This is a genomic window from Niveispirillum cyanobacteriorum, assembly GCF_002868735.1.
In the GTDB taxonomy this organism is placed as follows: Bacteria; Pseudomonadota; Alphaproteobacteria; order Azospirillales; family Azospirillaceae; genus Niveispirillum; species Niveispirillum cyanobacteriorum.
Window position 1 is genome coordinate 163006 of record NZ_CP025612.1, and the last position, 16144, is coordinate 179149.

At 65.3% G+C, this 16144-nt stretch carries 11 protein-coding genes; 1 reads left to right on the forward strand and 10 read right to left on the reverse strand.

Annotated features, from left to right (window positions below):
• Positions 1-9 precede the first annotated feature (9 nt).
• From C0V82_RS16700 to pseB, 7 genes are all read right to left on the reverse strand, one after another.
• Positions 10-1116: an aromatic ring-hydroxylating oxygenase subunit alpha gene (locus tag C0V82_RS16700; protein WP_102113609.1), complete on the reverse strand. Its 1107-nt coding sequence runs from the start codon at positions 1114-1116 to the stop codon at positions 10-12.
• 266 nt (positions 1117-1382) lie between these two features.
• A complete protein-coding gene (locus C0V82_RS16705; protein WP_102113610.1) occupies positions 1383-1949 on the reverse strand; it encodes a GNAT family N-acetyltransferase in 567 nt (188 codons plus the stop codon).
• Positions 1946-2824 carry an RHO alpha subunit C-terminal catalytic domain-containing protein gene (locus C0V82_RS16710; RefSeq protein WP_102113611.1) on the reverse strand — a complete coding sequence of 293 codons (879 nt, stop codon included), beginning with the start codon at positions 2822-2824 and terminating at the stop codon, positions 1946-1948. The genes C0V82_RS16705 and C0V82_RS16710 overlap by 4 nt, the downstream gene beginning before the upstream one ends.
• Positions 2818-3303: a Rieske 2Fe-2S domain-containing protein gene (locus C0V82_RS16715; RefSeq protein ID WP_102113612.1), complete on the reverse strand. Its 486-nt coding sequence runs from the start codon at positions 3301-3303 to the stop codon at positions 2818-2820. The genes C0V82_RS16710 and C0V82_RS16715 overlap by 7 nt, the downstream gene beginning before the upstream one ends.
• Positions 3300-4064, reverse strand: coding sequence for an SDR family NAD(P)-dependent oxidoreductase (locus C0V82_RS16720; protein WP_102113613.1), 765 nt, complete (start codon positions 4062-4064; stop codon positions 3300-3302). The genes C0V82_RS16715 and C0V82_RS16720 overlap by 4 nt, the downstream gene beginning before the upstream one ends.
• Positions 4065-4068: 4 nt before the next feature.
• The gene (gene pseC, locus C0V82_RS16725) at positions 4069-5286 is read right to left on the reverse strand and encodes a UDP-4-amino-4,6-dideoxy-N-acetyl-beta-L-altrosamine transaminase (protein ID WP_245924264.1); all 1218 of its coding nucleotides are present in this window, start codon (positions 5284-5286) and stop codon (positions 4069-4071) included.
• The gene (pseB, locus tag C0V82_RS16730; protein ID WP_102113615.1) at positions 5283-6308 is read right to left on the reverse strand and encodes a UDP-N-acetylglucosamine 4,6-dehydratase (inverting); all 1026 of its coding nucleotides are present in this window, start codon (positions 6306-6308) and stop codon (positions 5283-5285) included. The genes pseC and pseB overlap by 4 nt, the downstream gene beginning before the upstream one ends.
• 165 nt (positions 6309-6473) lie before the next feature.
• Here pseB and C0V82_RS16735 point away from each other — a divergent pair, with 165 nt between their 5' ends.
• A complete protein-coding gene (locus C0V82_RS16735; protein WP_102113616.1) occupies positions 6474-13217 on the forward strand; it encodes a tetratricopeptide repeat protein in 6744 nt (2247 codons plus the stop codon).
• Here the strand turns inward: C0V82_RS16735 and C0V82_RS16740 are convergent.
• The 3 genes from C0V82_RS16740 to C0V82_RS16750 form a co-directional block, all read right to left on the reverse strand.
• Entirely contained in the window at positions 13198-13827 is a 630-nt protein-coding gene (locus tag C0V82_RS16740; protein ID WP_102113617.1) for a TIGR02466 family protein, read from the reverse strand. The genes C0V82_RS16735 and C0V82_RS16740 overlap by 20 nt on opposite strands.
• Before the next feature lie 84 nt (positions 13828-13911).
• Positions 13912-14331, reverse strand: a complete 420-nt coding sequence (locus tag C0V82_RS16745) for a c-type cytochrome (RefSeq protein ID WP_102113618.1) — start codon at positions 14329-14331, stop codon at positions 13912-13914.
• 130 nt (positions 14332-14461) lie between these two features.
• On the reverse strand, positions 14462-16117 hold the full coding sequence (locus C0V82_RS16750) for an OFA family MFS transporter (RefSeq protein WP_102113619.1): 1656 nt from the start codon (positions 16115-16117) through the stop codon (positions 14462-14464).
• Positions 16118-16144 lie beyond the last annotated feature (27 nt).

Here is a 16144-nt window from a genome sequence, read left to right on the forward strand (position 1 = left end):
GAATGGCGTTCAATCCGCCTTAGATAGGGTCTGGATCGTGGCATGGAAATGACGGATACGGTCTTCGTTCGCGCCCAGCAGGGCTGCCCCTTCGACATGGCGCAGACCGCGACCGACGGCGGCACAGACGGCCCGATCCTCCGACAGCAGCTTTTCATTCAAGGCCGCTAGATGGGTGGTGACAGCGGCCAGGGCCGCCTTGCTGGCCCCGTCCCTGGCCTTGGCCAGACACAGGCGATAGCGCAGGGTGAAGCTTTCCGATCCCGTCGGCTCCAGTGTCTGCACGCTCATCATCCTGCCCGCCGTTATGCCGATGGCGAGGTTGGGGAACAGCAGCAGGTGGACATAGCCCTCCACCCCGGCCACGGCGTCGACGGGGATCAGGCCCAGGCGTTTGCCCGCCCCCTCCCACCAGCGCTGCGCCTCTGCCCTTATGCCGGCATAGCCGATGGAATGAGGGCCAGACGGCACCACGCGCCAGGAGCCGTCCACGACGGTGCGGAAGCTTTCCGCATGCACGGCGTCAACGTGATAAACCTCCAGGACATTCTCAATCCCCACCTTCCAGTTGGCTTCCCACGGCTGGGCGGCCTGCGCAAAGGGAGGGGACATGCCGTCGGACAGGGCCAGCAACAGGTCGGCATGCGGACCCACAACGTCCAGAAGGGACGGCCCGCCGGGGACCAGCCGCACGAACAGGAAGCGACCGATGCGGTCCAACTCATAGCGCGGCAGGGCCAGGGCCTGCTTATCCGCCCTGTCCAGACCGAAACAATCGGCATTGCCGGGGATGCCGACGGGCACCCCGTCCCGGTCATAGGTCCAGCCATGATAGGGGCAGCGGAGCGGGCCGCTGGCGGTGCCCGCGTCGCCCCCACGCAACTGTGCGAAACGGTGGGAACAGACATTGCGCAGGGCGCGAAGGTCCCCATCGAAATCCTGGATCAGGACCGATTGGCCCGCGACCTGCCGCACCAGCCAGGAACCGGGTTCCGCCACCTCATCCGCGAAGCCCACGAACTGCCAGCTCTGCGCAAACAGGGTCCGCTGTTCGGCCTTGTACCGGTCAGGATCGCGGTAGTCGGCGGCGGTCAGGGTGGCGGGGTGGGCCAGCATCAGGGAAGCCTGCGGTTACGTTCACGGTCATTGTGCAACGCTGTGAAACACGAAAATCACGTTGTTTCGGCGTTTGGGCCTTTACTGGTTCCGACTGTCGGTGTCTTCGACATTTGGGGTCCGTGCAACCAAGTGAAACACAAAATGAGGGTGTGTTTCACCGTTCATGGTTCTTGGAGCCGGAAAGCGGTCTGCTCCGAACTGGGGTGGGCGCGGGTCGGGTGGTGATAAGACCAAGTCTATCAGAATGAAGGGTTTAGGGCAATTCAGACGTCGCCCACCATCCGCCCGTCCATATCATAGAAGATGCCGAAGCGGTGGCGCACAGCGGCCCAGTCGGCGGCCAGCATTTCGAACAGATGCACGTCCTTGACCTCCCCATTCTTCACAGCATGTTCGCGCAGGACCCCGACATGGCGATAGCCCAGCATGGTCTGTCCCTTCAGCACCCGGTCGTTGCTGGAAAAGACCTGATTGACCAGTTTGCGCAGGCCCAGCGTGTGGAAGCAGTGGTTCAGCATGGGGGCGAAGTTGAGCGCACCGATACCGGTGCGGCCCCGCCGGTCGCCCATATAGACGCCGATGGTGCCAATCTTCCAATCGACCTGCGTGATGGTGACGCTGCCATAGCCGACATCAATGCCATCGACCTGAATGATGCGGTGGACATAGTCGGTGCGGGCGTTGGAGCGGTCGATCCAGGCGCGCTGCCGGTCGATATCGTCCGGTACCTCGCTGAAGGATTGTTCGGCAATTTCGGGCAGGCGACGCCAGGTCAGCAGCAATTCGGCATCGTCGGGCGTGGGCAGGCGGAAGGTCAGGGCGCTGGTCATGGGGCGGTCCCGTCTGTCGGCAGCAGGGCGGACACCACCTCATGCACATCACCGATGCGTTGTTCACGCCAGCCCAGGATGCCGGGGCCGGTGGCGGCGATGCGGGCCTGCTGCACCTGTTCGCACAAGGGGCGATCCTCGTCGATCACCTGCCGGGCCGATGCAGCCAACATGGAGACAAGGCCGCGCCGGAAGCTGGTGGCCTTGGCATCATCGGACGCAGCGGGCAGGAAGGTCCGCCATTCCAGGCGGGTCCGGTCCACGGCCAGCGGCACCACACGGTGGACGATGACCATGGTGCCATGGAAGCTGGCGACATAGAGATCGGGGAAGATGAAGCAATGGTCGTAGAGGTCCTGCACCGCGAAACGGCGCAAGGCCCCGCGTGTCACCAGCTTGTCCCACCAGGCGGCAGTACCTTCCGACAGTTTCCATTGCGAGCGGCTGTGCGGGCCGAAACGGTCGGTGTGCAGGTGGCGGCGCCAATCGGCATCGACGGCGGGGTGGATGGTCTGTGGATGAACGGTGGAGCCGTGGAAATCATCCAGGGTGTTTTCCACCAGGATCTTCCAGTTCGCGGCAAAGTCGATGCTGTCGCTGGCGACCGGGCTGTCCAAGGCGGTGGAGAGCAGTGAAAGACGGTCGGCCGTGGGGCCCAGCCAGTCGGCAAGGGACGGGGCATCGGGCGTCTGGCGGCGGAACAGGAACCCGCCGCAGGCAGCGTCGCCCGTCACACCTTCATCAGCCAATCCGGCAAAGCGCCAGGGCAGGCGGGCGGACAGGGCCGCCTGTTCCGTGGTGAAGGAAGCCGGATCATGGAACCAGCGCGGCGATAACAGGCGGCGGCGGGGTGGGGGGGCGTCGTAGTTCAGCATGCCCCCTCCCGCCGTGCCGACGCGCGATGCAGGATGACGAGGTCGGGGCCGATTACGGAGCCATCGGGAAGGGTGCACTCTCTGCCTTCGCCTGCCATCCAGCCGGCGGGGACGGCGCTGTCCGCATCCGGGTCCAGATGCGCGAAGACCAGACCGCCGGCCATGGCCACGCCGATGGCAGGCAGGGCCAGGGTCTTGCGTGCGGCATCGTCCAGGTGAAAGTCGGTATCGTTGAAGGGGATAGCCTTGGGCACCCCATCCTGATCGTAGACCCAGGCATGGTACGGGCAGCGGAGCGGCCCCTTGCCGGTGGGTTCCGTCAGCATCAGGGCGAAACGATGAGAACAGACATTGCGGAAGCCGCGCAGGCTGCCGTTGAAATTTCGCACCAGCACCGGAATGGCGCCGATCCAGCCCGTGGCCCAGCAACCATGCGCCGCCAGATCATCGCCATGGGCCAGCAGCACCCAGCCATTCATGCCGTGCGGCCCCCATCCACCACCATGGAGGTGCCGGTGATCCAGCGGCCTGCGTCCGAGATCAGGAAGCAGATGGCGTTCGCCACGTCGTCGGGATGGCCGAAGCCCAGCGGCTGTAGCTTTTCCAGATGTGCGATCTGATCGGCATTCAGCTTTTCAAAGCCGCGTTCGATCAGTTCGGTCATCACAATGCTGGGCACCACGCAATTGACGCGGATGGCATCGGGCAGCAGTTCCGCCGACAGGCCCTTGGTGGCGGCGATGATGCCGCCCTTGGCCGCCGCATAGACGACATTGGCAGGCGACGACGCGGTGGCAGCGGTGGAGGATATATAGACAAGGCTGGCCCTGTCCGCCTTCACCCCCTTCTGCCGCAGCCCCTTGGCCAGTGCCAGCGAGGCCCCCAGGTTGGTGCGCATCACCTCGTCAAAGAAATCGGCCTGGAAGATGCGGATGGGGCGCAAAGTCTGGATACCGGCGCAATGGGCCAGACCGTGGAAGGGGCCATTGGCCTGTGCCGCCGCCTTCATCCAGGCGGGGATGGCGTCGATGGCGGACAGGTCGAAGGCATCGGCCCGGTGACCGTCACCGGGCAGGTCGGCCAGGGTGGCGGCCAGCCGGTCCTGATCGCGGCCCGTGATGGTGACGCGTGCGCCCAGTTTGGCCGCCAGGATGGCGGTTGCGCGACCAATGCCGGCAGAGGCACCCGTGACCAGGATGTGCCGGCCCGACAGGTCCATGGGATTGATGATGGCGGGCATGGGCTTAACCCTTGATGATGCGCGTCAGACTGTCCACAACCCGATCCTGATCGATCATGGACATGGCGGGATAAAGCGGCAGGGACAGGCAGCGGTCATACCAGCCTGCGGCACCCGGCAGGTGCAGGCCGCCATAGAGCCGGCGGTAATAGGGCTGGGTATGGACGGGGATGTAATGGACCTGACTGCCCACGCCATCCTGGCGAAGGGCGTTCATGAAGGCGGCGCGGTCCATGCCGAGCGCCACGAAATCAATCAGCGCCACATAGAGATGCCAGCCCGCCTCCACCCCCGGCATCCGCGCCGATGGCCTCAAGATGGGAGAGAGTGGAGCCAGGGCCGTGTCATAGGCCGCCACCAGTTTGGCGCGCGTGCGGACAAAGGCGTCCAGCTTTGCCAATTGGCTGATGCCCAGCGCCGCCTGGATATCCGTCATCCGGTAATTGAAGCCGGGTTCCGGCATTTCATAATACCAGGGGTTGGGCGCGCCATCGGCGGCCAGGGCGGCGGTCTGGTTGGTGAACCCGTCCGGGTCGCGCACCATGCCGTGGGACACGCCGGCGCGCACCTTCCTGGCCAGGGCGTCATTATTGGTGGTGACCATGCCGCCTTCACCCGTCGCCATGGTCTTCACCGGGTGGAAGGAGAAGCAGGCCAGGGCCGAACGGTCGCAGGCACCGACGGCCACCATGGCACCATCGGCCCCGGTCAGGCGGGTGCCGACGGCATGGGCCGCATCCTCCACAATGGTCAGGCCGCGTTCGATGGCGAGTGCCGACAGGCCCACCATATCGGCGGTCTGCCCCGCCAGATGCACGGGCGCGATGGCCCGCACGCGCCATCCCCTGGCCTCGGCCCGCGCGATCGCGTCCTCCGCGTCTTGCCGACGCATCAGGCCGGTATCGGGATCGACATCGGTAAAGGCCACCTGCGCGCCGACATAACGGACGGCATTGGCAGTGGCCAGGAAGGTGACGCTGGGCACCAAGACCGCGTCGTTTGGCTTCAGGTCGAGTGCCAGCATGCAGACATGCAGGGCGGCGGTGGCGTTGGCGCAGGCGATGGCATGGCGCACCCCCACCTTTTCCGCAAATGACCGCTCAAACCAGCCGATGCTGGGACCCTGGGTCAGCCAGTCGCCGCGGAGGACCTGTTCCACGGCGGCGATGTCGGCCTCGTCAATCCATTGCCGCCCATAAGGCAGAAAGGGACCCTTGCTCACGAAGGCCGCTCCAGCAGGGCGCGCATCGCATCCTCTGACAGCCATTCGGGATTGGTGTCGCTGCGATAGCTGAAACCATCGGGAACGGGCGTCGCCCCCTGCTTGGCATAGGGGCCGCGATCCCACCATTTGAAGGCGGGTTCGATGATGTAGCGGTCGGGCAGTTCCACCGTCTGCCGGGCATCATCCTCGGTGATCATGATCTCATGCAGCTTTTCACCAGGGCGGATGCCGACAATGCGGTGGGGCAGGGTCGGGGCCATCGTGTGGGCCAGATCGACGATGCGCATGGAGGGGATCTTGGGCACGAAAATCTCGCCCCCCTGCATCATGGAAAAGGAGGTGGCGACGAAATCCACGCCCTTGTTCAAGGTGATCCAGAACCGGGTCATGCGGTCGTCAGTGATGGGCAGTTCCTTGGCCCCATCTTCAATCAGTTTGCGGAAGAAGGGCACCACCGACCCGCGCGACCCCACGACATTGCCATAGCGCACGGCGGCAAAGCGGGTGCCGACGGAGCCGGACAGATTGTTGGCCGCTACGAAAATCTTGTCCGACGCCAGCTTGGAGGCGCCATAGAGGTTCACAGGGCTGGCCGCCTTATCGGTGGACAGTGCCACCACCTTCTTCACCTTGTTGGCCAGTGCCGCCTGCACCACGTTTTCAGCACCGTTCACATTGGTGCGGATACATTCGATGGGATTGTATTCGGCGGTGGGCACATGCTTCAGAGCGGCGGCGTGGACACAATAATCGATCTCCCGCATCGCCATGGACAGGCGCTGCTGGTCGCGGACATCGCCGATGAAGAAGCGCAGCACATCACGGTTATCCATGTCCGCGAATTGCTGCTGCATCTCATACTGTTTGAATTCATCGCGCGAGAAGATGACCAGCCGGCGCGGCTTGCCGTGTTTCAGCAGGAAACGCGTGAATTGCCGGCCAAAGGAACCGGTGCCGCCAGTGATCAGGACGGACGCGCCCTTGAACAGGGCGGGGGCGCGGGTGGGCTCTGTGCTCATCTCAATCCGGTTCGCTGACGGGCGGGCGGGGTACATATGCTATCCAGTTTGGCGGGCAGGGTTAAGTATTTCCGCAGATTGGGGCTTTGACCTCATCCCAAGCTTGTTGGATGCGGCGATGTGCTTGGGCTAAGGTAGCCGCACCCCGCCCCAGACGGACCGGAAATGGACCGCAAGCCACCGCCCCCGACCGACTCGCCCGACCGTCTGCTGGATGGGGCTATCGCGCGTCATCAACAAGGTGATCTGGCTGGGGCCATCGCGCTTTACCGCCAAATCCTGACAAGATGGCCGGGGAATGTTGATGCGGGGCATCTGCTGGGCCTTGCCCTGTGGCAGTCGGGCGAGGCTGAGGAAGGGCTGCAACGGGTTAAGGCGGCGGCGGAGGCGGCGCCGAGATCGCCCACGGTCCAGAATAATCTGGGCGGCATGCTGATGGCGGTGCGGCAGTTCCGTGCCGCCGAGCGGGCGTTTCGCGCGGCACTGGCCGTCAAACCCGATCTGGTTGATGCACAATCCAACCTTGCCGCCGTATTGCTGGACCTGAACCAGCCGGCAGAGGCGGAGAAGGCGGCGCGGCAGGCGCTGGCCCTGGCGCCGACGCGGGCCGATGCCTGGTCCAACCGGGGGGTGGCCCTGCTGGAACTGGGCCGGTTTCAGGAGGCGGAGCAGTGTCAGCGCAAGGCCCTGTCGCTGAACCCCGATCTGGCGGTGGCCCACGCCAATCTGGGCACGCTTCTGCGCCGCCAGGGGATGACCGACGCGGCGGTGCCCTGTTTCCAGCGGGCGCTGGAACTGGACCGGGATCAGCCGGTGGCGCGGTTCAATCTGGCGCTGGACCATCTGGTTCATGGGCGGCTGGAACAGGGCTGGACCGATTATGAGGAAAGGTTCCGCGCCCGCCTGCGTCAGCCCCGGCGGGAACTGGATATCCCGTTCTGGCGGGGCGACATGCTGGCGGGCAAGCATCTGCTTATCTGGCCGGAACAGGGGCTGGGGGATGAGATCCTGTTTTCCAGCATCTTCCCGGACTTGAAGGGGCTGGACGGTCCGGTGACCGTGGAATGCGACGCGCGGCTGGTGCCGCTATTCGCCCGGTCCTTTCCGCACCTGTCGGTGGCGGCGACGGGGGCGACCTCCTTGGCGGATTTGCAGATCGCCGCCGGCAGCCTGCCGCGCATGGCGCGACCGGTACTGTCCCGGTTTCCGGGGCGGCCTTGGCTGCTGGCCGACGGGGCCGCGACCAACCGCTGGCGCCGGGTACTGGATGACCAGGGCCCTGCGCTGAATGTCGGCTTCTGTTGGCGCAGTGGTTTGAAATCGGGTGAGCGGGTGGGGCTTTATCCAAGCCTGACCGACTTCGCGCCGTTGTTCGCACTGCCGGGTATCCGTTGGGTGCCGCTGCAATATGATCTGGATGAACCGACCACCGTGGCGGAAATGAAGGCCGCCCTGCCCGACGGGATTAACCTGTTCCGCCCGGATATCGATCTGCGAGATGACCTGGATGGGGTGGCCGCACTGACCGCCGCGTTGGACCTTGTTATCAGCGCGGGGACGGCGGTGTCGGAATTGTCGGGTGCGCTGGGCGTGCCGGTCTGGCGCATCGGTGGCGGGGATGAATGGACGCGCCTGGGCACGGATGTCAGGCCCTGGTATCCCAATATGCGCTGCTATAGCAGGCCTGCTGATCAGGAATTCGCATCGCTGCTGTCCGGGATGGCCCGGGACCTTACCACGATCTTGATCAGTGCGGCGGCGGGCGGTGGGGAGGGTGCCGAGGATGCGGACGATCTGCATCGCCAGGGCCATGCGTTGATGGAGCAGGGGAAAGCCGGGGAGGCGGTGCCGCTGCTGGAGCGGGCGGCGCGGTTGCGGCCCGGCGATGCCCTGCTGCTGGCCCGCCTGGGTGCTGCGTTGCGGGCGCAGGGAAAGGCGAATGCTGCGTGCGACCGGTATCGGCAGTCGCTGACGCTGCGGCCCGGTCATGCGGTCACCATCGTCAATATTGCGCGCTGCCTGCTGGACCTGGGTGAGTTGGACGCGGCGGAAGCCGAGCTGGCGCCGCTGCTGACCGGTCCCGGCATCTCCCCCCATGTTCACGACACGCTGGGCCTGATCTGGCAGGCACGTGCACAATATGACGCCGCCGCCGCCGCCCACCGGGATGCGGTGACGGTAGATCCGGCGCTGGTTTCCGGCTGGATCAACCTGGGCGGGGCCCTGCGCGCCGGCTATCGCTTTGCCGAGGCGGCAGCGGCCTTCCGCACCGCGCTGGACCTGTCGCCCGATCAGGTGGAGGCCTGGACGGGTCTTGCCTATGCCCTGTTCCGCTGCGGTGATCCCGACGGGGCGGAGGCCGCATTGGATAAGGCGCTGGCCCTGGTGCCTGGCTACCCGCCCGCCATCACCGACCTGTCCCGCATGCGGGAGATGCAGGGACGGGAGGAGGAGGCGCTGGTCCTGCTGGACCGGTTGCTGGCGCAGCATCCACGCGATGCGCTGGCCCGCTGGAACCGGTCGCATCTGCGACTGTCGCGGGGGGATTTGGCGGACGGATGGGCCGATTACCGCGTCCGTTTTGCCGCCGGTCAAGCCAGCCCGGTGCGGCAGATGGCGATGCCGGAATGGCAGGGCCAGGATATTACGGGCAAGCGCCTGCTGGTCTGGCGCGAACAGGGGCTGGGGGATGAAATCCTTTGGGCGGGCCTGATCGCCGACCTGCAGGCGGCTGGCATCCAGGTGATCGTCGAATCCGATCCCCGCCTGACGGGTCTTTTGTCCCGGTCCTTTGCGGGGATCGTGGCGCGGGCCGAAACACCCGATCCGCGTGACGCGGACTTTCATTGTCCGCTGGGCGACCTGCCATCTATCCTGCGTGCGAGCTTATCGGCCTTCCCCCCCCGTGCAACAGGCTGGATGAAGCCGGATCCCACCCGTGCGCAGCATTTGGCATCCTGGCTGGACAGCCTGCCACCGGGCTTGCGGGTTGGTTTCTGCTGGCGGTCGCAGCGGCAGGAGGGCGACCGTAAACAGGCCTATCTGTGCCTGGCCGACCTGCTGCCGCTGCTGACCCTGCCCGGCATCGTGCCGGTCAGCCTGCAATATGATGGGGCGGTGGCGGAGATCGCGGCATTGCGCGATACCCGTGGCGTCATGGTCCATCAATGCCCTGATACCGACCTGAAAGATGATCTGGAGGGGGCGGCGGCCCTGATGGCCGGGCTTGATCTGGTGATCTGCGCGCCGACGGCGGTCGGCGAAATGGCGGCCTCGCTGGGTGTACCGGTCTGGCGGTTTCAGAACAGGCACGACTGGTCGACGTTGGGTATGGCAGTCCGGCCCTGGTACCCCGCGATGCGGCTATTCATTGCAGATCCGGTGCGCGACGTCGTGCCCGCCCTTGTGCGGGAAATGACCCGGTTGCTGGAGGCCCCAACCCTGCCGGTGGCGCCGCCCACCCTTGAGGCGGTGATGGAACAGCACCGGCTGGGTGATCTGGTGGCGGCTGAACAGGGATACCGCGCTATCCTGCGGGTACAGCCCGACGAGGTGGATGCCCTGCATCTGCTGTCGCAGGTGTTGCTGCAAGGTGGCCGTGCGGCGGAGGCGCTGCCCCTGGTCGACCGTGCGCTGTCCCTGGACCCGGATTATGCCAATGCCCACAATACGCGCGGCAGCCTTTTGAAGGCGTTAGGCCGGTTCGCAGACGCGGAGAAGGCGTTCCGGCAGACGCTGTCCCGCCGCGCCGACCATGCAGAGGCCTGGTCCAATTTAGGCGCGACGCTGGTCGAACTGCGCCGTTATGGCGATGCGGAGAAAGCCAGCCGCCGGGCGCTTGTGCAACGGCCAGACTATCCCCGCGCCCTGGTCAATCTCGGGGTGGCGCTGCGCCATCTGGGACGGTGGCGGGAGGCAGCGGAATGCCAGGAGAAGGCCCTGTCCCAGGCCCCGGACATGCCGGATGCGTGGGGGGAACTGGGCTTGTGCCGCACGGCGCTGTGGGATGCAGCAGGGGGGCGACAGGCACAGGAAAGGGCTCTGTCCATCGACCCGACCTATGCCGAGGCAGCGGTCAATCTGTCGCTGGAGAGGGCGGGCCAGGGTGATGTGCCGGGTGCCCGTGCGGCCCTGTCCCGCGCCCTGTCCATCCGGCCCGGCTTTGCCCGCGCGTTGTATAACGACGCGCTGCTGGCCCTGGTGCAGGGAGACCTGAAGGCCGGCTGGACCCGGCATGAGGTGCGGTTTGACAGCGGGGAAGTGGCCTGGGGTGGCCCACCATCCGTTCCCCGCTGGGACGGAACGCCGCTATCCGGCCGGCGCCTGCTGGTCTGGGGGGAACAGGGGCTGGGCGATCAGGTGATGATGGCGGCCCATTACGGACTTCTATCCGGGCTGGGTGGTTCTGTCACCCTCTGGACCGATCCACGGCTGGTGCCGATCCTGGCGCGGGCCTTTCCGTTTGCCACCGTGATGGCCGAAGGAACGGCGGTGCCGGTGGATTGCCATGTGCCGGCGGGCAGCCTGCCCTTGCTTCTGGCCCCTGATATCGCGGGTTGGGACGGGAAGGCGTTTCTGACGCCGCGCCACGACCTGGCCCCGTTATGGCGCGACAGGCTGGCGGCACTGCCGCCAGGACTGCGCATCGGCCTGTGCTGGCGCAGCCAGTTGCGGACAGCCGCGCGAGAGGCGGCTTATACGGAGCTGTCCGACTGGCTGCCCCTGCTGCGCATGAGCGGCGTTCAGGTCGTCTCCCTGCAATATGACGGGGCGGCAGAAGAGATTGCGGCGTTGGAGGCAGCCCATGGCGTGCATATCCATCGCTGGGACGGGGTCGATCTGCGCGATGATCTGGAAACGGCCCTGGCCCTGACGGCACAGCTGGATCTGGTTATCACGGTGGCCACGGCGGTGGGAGAAATGGCGGGTGCCTTGGGCGTGCCCGTCTGGCGCCTGTCGGGCCCGCTGGATTGGACAAGGATGGGTACCGCCGTGCGGCCATGGTTTGCCAGCATGCGGGTTTTCACATCCGCACCCCTGGCGTTCATGGCATCGCAGGTGCCGGCGGTCATCACGGCCCTGACGGCCCTATGCCAATCCGCCTTGATGCTGACCGATGCTCAGCATCAAGGCGGCCCTCAAGCGCCAGGCGCGTGCATCCGCACGCTTGGCTTACAGCGCACGAGCGCCGGGCCGCCAGTCGGCGGCCTCCAATCCACGGAAGGTCTGAACTTCGACGGATTGGCATTGCCCGGCGATGGCCCGGATGGTGATCCTTCCACGTGGCTGGAGCGGGGAATTGAGCGGCAGAAGGCGGGTGATCCCGCCGGTGCCATGCCCTTCTACCATGCCGTCATCGAGCGGGACGGGGAAGCGCCGGTAGCCCTGCACCTGCTGGGTCTGGCCCTGCAGCAGACGGGCCGGCCTGCCGATGGCCTGCCGTTCATGTTGCGTGCCGTGGCAGCAGCGCCGGATTACACGGCGGCCTGGGTGAATCTGGGCAATCTGTACCAGACCCTGGACCACCCGGCAGAGGCGGAGGAGGCTTATCGTAAGGCGCTTGCCCTGCGTCCCCTGGACCCTGGCACCTGGACCAACCTGGGCAATGCCCTGCGCGCGCTGGGCCGGCTGGAGGATGCGGTCAAGGCCCATGGCCGGGCCATCGGCATGGATAAGGGGTCCGCGATCGCCCATGGCAATCTGGCGGCGGTGCTGAAAGACCTGGACCGGCTGGACGCGGCGGAGGGTGAATATCGGCTGGCCCTGACCCTGGGCGGGGCCGATACGCATCTGCATGCCGGGCTGGGAGACGTGCTGCGCCAGAGGGGCCAACTGGTTCCGGCGCGGGCGGCGTTGCAGGAGGCGCTGCGCCTTGACCCCGGTAATGGCGAGGCCTGGAATAATCTGGGCCGGGTGGCGGAAATGGCGGGCGATCCCGCCGCTGCCCGCCGCGACTATGACCAAGCATTGGCCGCCATGCCGGGCCTGCCCACGGCGCTTTATAACCGTGGCCTTCTGGACTTGACCGAGGGCGCGCTGGAAGCCGGGTGGAAGGGATATGGCATGCGGTTCCGGGGGACGGAGACCATCCGTGGCCGCCATCTCTCACTGCCGGTCTGGGACGGGTCCGACATTACGGGCCGCCGGCTGCTGGTTTGGGGAGAACAGGGGCTGGGCGATCAGTTGATGTTCGCAGCACTGTACCCGGCCTTGGCCGCCCGTTGCGGCCATCTGGTTATTGAGGGGGACCGGCGGCTGACGGGTCTGCTGACCCGTGCCTTTCCCATGGCCACTGTCCGGCCCGCCAGCCCCGATCCGCGCGATGCGGATGTTGCGGTGGCGGCGGGGGATGTGGCGGGCCATCTCTGGTCACATCTGGGCAATGTGTCTCCCCATCCCTATCTGAGGGCCCGGCCCGATTTGGTGGCGATCTGGCGTGACCGGCTGGCGGCCTTGGGGCCGGAATTGAAGATCGGCATCTGCTGGCGGTCCAGCATGATGACGACGGAACGTCGCCGTTCCTATGCCAGCCTGTCTGACTTTGCCCCGCTGGCGGCCATTCCCGGCGTGACCCTGATCGGGTTGCAACGTGGTCTTGAACCGGGAGAGGTGGAGGGGGCGGGCGTGCCCATCACGCGCTTTGACGATGTAGACCTGAATGATGATCTGGAAAGTCAGGCAGCAGTGATCACGGCGCTTGATCTGGTCATCACCGTGCCAACAGCAGTGGGGGAACTGGCGGGTGCGCTGGGCGTGCCTGTCTGGCGTCTGGGGCGGGCCGATTGGACCGGCCTGGGCACGACGGTGCGTCCGTGGTTTCCCAGCATGCGGCGACTGGACAGCCGGTTGGGTATGGCGGCGGCCCTGGCCGAGGCCGCGCGCCTGCTGATCAGCGCCAGGCGTAGTTGAAGCTGATCGAAATCCGTTCGCTCTCGGCCTGGTTCAGCACCACCTCATGCCGCAGCCAGCTTTCCCACATCAGCAGGGTGCCGGCCTTGGGTGCCACCGGGATGCTGGGCAGCAGGTCGCGCGCCGCCTTTGGCTTGCGCGGCGGGGCGGCCATCATCAGGGCCAGCCGCGGATCTTCAAACCGGATGGAGGAGGCACCGTCGGGAATTTCGACGTAATAAGTGCCGCTGATCACGCTGTTAGGATGGATGTGGGAGCCGTGAAAGCCGCCGGGATCCAGGACATTGATCCACAGACTGTCCAGTTCCAGTTTCTTGTCACCCAGCTGCCATTCCTGCAATTTCGCGAAGGCCTTGGCATGGCGGTCCAGATGCGATTTCAGCGTCTTCACCGCCGGAAAGCGCCAGGGCAGATCATCCAGGGATGAGTAGGAGGTATAGCCCGTATAGCCGTTCTTGGCGGACCATTTCTGGCCGGCCGCATCATCCTCTGCCGCTGACCGGCAACAGGCGGCCAGTTCGTCGTTCAAGGCCTCTATCCCGTCCAGTTCGGCGCGGTAGAGGCGGGTTGCGAACAGGGTTTCGATCAGGGGGGTGTTGGCATCTGTCATGATGCCACAAGGCTTACGGTGCGCCGTGGCACCCGTCAATGGGCCACCGGATCGGGACCAAGCCCGATCCGGTGGTCATCACCATTACTTGGTCTTCAGGAAAGCGACGACGTCCTTGCGCTCCTGCTCGTTCGGCAGTTTGAAGGCCATCTTGGTGGCGCCCACGGCCTTATCGGCCTTGCCCTTTTCCGTCAGATAGCCCTTCAGGAAGCCCTGCGGGTCGGCCAGATACTTCACGATATTGTCTTCGGTCCAGGCCAGTCCGGCCTCACCAGCATTGTGGTTGATGTCGGAGTACTTGTACCCCTCCACCTTGCCGGCGGTACGACCGACGACGCCATTCAGGATGGGGCCAACCAGATTCTTGGCATCGGGACCGACGCGGTGGCAGGCCATGCACTTCTTGAACACGGCCTCGCCCTTGGCGGCGTCCTGCGCCATGGCGGTGCCGGTGGACAGCATGGCGACGCCCGTCAGGGCAAAAGCGGCAAACAGGGACTTCATCGTGATACTCCCTCGGGGGCTTTGACGCCGGAAAAGTGGCGCTGACCACATCACATACGGCGTGGAAGCCTTTGGTCAAGCTGGCAAATAGTCCCAGCCGAATGGATGTGGTCATAATCGCGCCATCCGCTTATCCGAACAGCTTCACCACGCTTTGCAATGTCTGATAGACACCAAAGGCGATGGGGACGCCCACGGCCAGCCAGGCCAGCAGCACCTTGGCATCCAGGCCGCCGCTGCCGACATCCTCACTTGCACTATGGCTGCCGATGATGGTGCCACCGCTTGGTTGCGCCTGGTCATCCTCCGTCATAAACCATTTGCGATCCACGGGCTTGATCAGGGCATTGGCGATGAAGCCCAGGACCAGGAAACCGGCCAGGATATACATGGTGTAGTCATAGACCTGTGCGCGCGGCACGCCCGCCGCGATCTGTGCCTCGCGGATATAGTTTACGACGACGGGGCCCAGGATGCCGGCGGTGGACCAGGCGGTCAGCAGACGGCCATGGATGGCGCCCACGAACTTCGTCCCGAACATGTCGGCCAGATAGGCCGGAACGGTCGCAAAGCCGCCGCCATACATGGACAGAATGATGCCGAAGGCCACCACGAACCCGATCTTAGACCCCATATGGGCCAGCGACGGGGCCGAGGCGTAAAGCACGATGCCGAGCGCGAAGAAGGTGAAGTAGGTCATCTTCCGGCCCATCTTGTCCGACAGCGAGGCCCAGAAGAACCGGCCCACAATGTTGAACAGGGACAGAAGGCCCGTGAAGCCGGCGGCCACACCCGCGATCATCTTCTTCTGGTCGGGGTTTAGATCGGAGAAGCCCAGTTCAGGCTGCCCGAACAGGGCACCGCCGAAAATTTCCTGCAACATGGGCGACGCCATGCCCAGCACACCGATGCCGGCGGAGACGTTGAGGCAGAGGACGGCCCAGATCAGCCAGAACTGTTTGGTCTTGTGCGCGTCCTTCACATGGACATTGCCCTGCGCGATCATCGGTTTGGCGCTGGCGGCAGGCGGGGTCCAGCCGGCGGGGGCCCAACCCTGCGGCGGGATGCGGTAGCCGAAGGCACCGGCCATCATGAACAGGAAATAGATCACGGCCAGGACCACGAAGGTTTCCCAGACCCCCACCGATGTTTCCGTCTTGAAGCCGTTCATCAGCATGTTCGCCAGCGGCGAGCCGATCATGGCCCCACCACCAAAGCCCATGATGGCCATGCCGGTCGCCATGCCGCGCCGGTCGGGGAACCATTTCACCAGGGTGGAGACGGGCGAGATATAGCCCAGGCCCAGGCCGATACCACCGATCACGCCGGAACCCAGCCACATCAGCCATAATTGGTGCGTATAGACCCCGACCGCCGAGATCAGCAGGCCGCCGCACCAGCAGCAAGCCGCCACAAAGCCGGCCTTGCGCGGACCTTCCCGTTCCAGCCAGCCACCCCAGATGGCGGCACTGGACCCCAGCAGGACGAAGAACAGGGTGTACATCCAGCCCAGATCGGCGACCTTCCAGTCGCACGACGTGGTGAACAGGGCATTCATCAGCCCGGCATCGGCGGGGCAAGCCACCGGTGCGGTAATGCCGATCGACTGGCTGAGCGGCAGCCAGAACACGCTGAAACCATAGGCCATGCCGATACAGAGATGGATGGCCAAAGCCGCCGGCGGAACCAGCCAGCGGTTGAAGCCCGCATCCGCGATGATGCGCTCTCGGTCCAGAAGGCCGGGCTGTCCAAAGCCCTGACCCTGTGTTTGATCTGCCGCTACCATACCCTTGTTTCCTCCTGTTCGTTCGCC

Coding starts and splice junctions, on each gene's coding strand:
- C0V82_RS16735 (WP_102113616.1), top strand. CDS start 6,474: ATGGACCGCAAGCCACCGCCCCCGACCGACTCGCCCGACCGTCTGCTG.
- C0V82_RS16710 (WP_102113611.1), bottom strand. CDS start 2,824: ATGCTGAACTACGACGCCCCCCCACCCCGCCGCCGCCTGTTATCGCCG.
- C0V82_RS16740 (WP_102113617.1), bottom strand. CDS start 13,827: ATGACAGATGCCAACACCCCCCTGATCGAAACCCTGTTCGCAACCCGC.
- pseB (WP_102113615.1), bottom strand. CDS start 6,308: ATGAGCACAGAGCCCACCCGCGCCCCCGCCCTGTTCAAGGGCGCGTCC.
- C0V82_RS16750 (WP_102113619.1), bottom strand. CDS start 16,117: ATGGTAGCGGCAGATCAAACACAGGGTCAGGGCTTTGGACAGCCCGGC.
- C0V82_RS16745 (WP_102113618.1), bottom strand. CDS start 14,331: ATGAAGTCCCTGTTTGCCGCTTTTGCCCTGACGGGCGTCGCCATGCTG.
- C0V82_RS16715 (WP_102113612.1), bottom strand. CDS start 3,303: ATGAATGGCTGGGTGCTGCTGGCCCATGGCGATGATCTGGCGGCGCAT.
- C0V82_RS16705 (WP_102113610.1), bottom strand. CDS start 1,949: ATGACCAGCGCCCTGACCTTCCGCCTGCCCACGCCCGACGATGCCGAA.
- C0V82_RS16700 (WP_102113609.1), bottom strand. CDS start 1,116: ATGCTGGCCCACCCCGCCACCCTGACCGCCGCCGACTACCGCGATCCT.
- C0V82_RS16720 (WP_102113613.1), bottom strand. CDS start 4,064: ATGCCCGCCATCATCAATCCCATGGACCTGTCGGGCCGGCACATCCTG.